The organism is Prevotella sp. DNF00663 (genome assembly GCF_001553265.1).
In the GTDB taxonomy this organism is placed as follows: domain Bacteria; phylum Bacteroidota; class Bacteroidia; order Bacteroidales; family Bacteroidaceae; genus Prevotella.
The window spans coordinates 1-1,028 of record NZ_KQ960628.1 but is presented as its reverse complement, the minus strand read 5'-3'; the positions used below and the strand labels follow the sequence as shown (position 1 = coordinate 1,028).

Sequence of the window (1,028 nt, the reverse complement as noted above, 5' to 3'; positions counted from 1 at the left end):
ACCCGTTGGCGGAATTAATTTAGTGCATACTTAATTCTGCCAATGGGTCTGTTGTTCATGAAGTTTACGTATTGCAGAATGGTGAGTGCACTAATTTTGCCAATGATTCTGGCAAACAAACCATTCGTTATTTTCGCATAGTTCCTGATGACCAAGAATTGGTCTGTAAGTTGCGAGAATAGCGTTTCAATTCTCTTTCTTGCCTTTGCCAACGGTACGAATGTCGGTTTCCAGTCCTTTTGGTTGTGCCGATATGGACACTCCAGTTTTATGTGTGCAGTCTCGAACAGGTTAAGCTGTACGTCAGCTCTAATATACCCCTTGTCGCCATAGATGCTACAGTCGTGATAAGTATGTTTTACATCTTTCATATAACGGAGGTCAGCCATACTTGCCTTTGACAGATCGTAGGAATGGATAACTCCGCTTAAGCCACAGAGCGCATGTAACTTATAGCCAAAATAGTATGTATTCTGCGAAGCACAGAAACCGAAGTCGGGAGCTTGCGAGAAATCACTGGTACGTCCCATCTTACAACGTTTTCCTCTTGCTACCCTACAGACCTCTATTGGCTTGGAGTCAACAAAGAACTGTTCCTCTCCGCCATCCATTTCCATGGCTATCCTCTTGCGCAGTTCCTCACACAAGCCAGCTGTTTTCTTTCTACGGTCATTGAATTGTCTCCTTGATATGAGATTGGGAATGCTGTCCTTGTACTCTTGCAGTTTATAGTCGAACAGCCACTTCTCGCTATCAATGCTCTCTGCCTCTACCGTCAGGGATAATGCTACCACTTCCAAGTCCGAAAACTTAGGAACGGAACCACGACGTGGAACATTACCCGATTCATTGACGAGATTTTCAGAGAATTGCTTGCATATCTCAAGTATTTTGACGAATTTTGTATAAAGGTTGTACATACGATGGTTTGAACTTAACGTTTTGAATACTACTAAGTTACTAAAAATCAATGATATGTACAACTTTTTATTCATGTTTATCAACTTAAATTAATTCCGCCAACGGGT

General features: G+C 41.8%; 1 protein-coding gene. It reads right to left on the bottom strand.

What is annotated here, in order from left to right; all coding sequences use genetic code 11:
• Window positions 1-14: 14 nt before the first annotated feature.
• A complete protein-coding gene (locus HMPREF3034_RS07145) occupies window positions 15-995 on the bottom strand; it encodes an IS982 family transposase (protein WP_062434370.1) in 981 nt (326 codons plus the stop codon).
• Between the last annotated feature and the right edge of the window lie 33 nt (window positions 996-1,028).

Coding starts and splice junctions, on each gene's coding strand:
- HMPREF3034_RS07145 (WP_062434370.1), bottom strand. CDS start 995: ATGAATAAAAAGTTGTACATATCATTGATTTTTAGTAACTTAGTAGTA.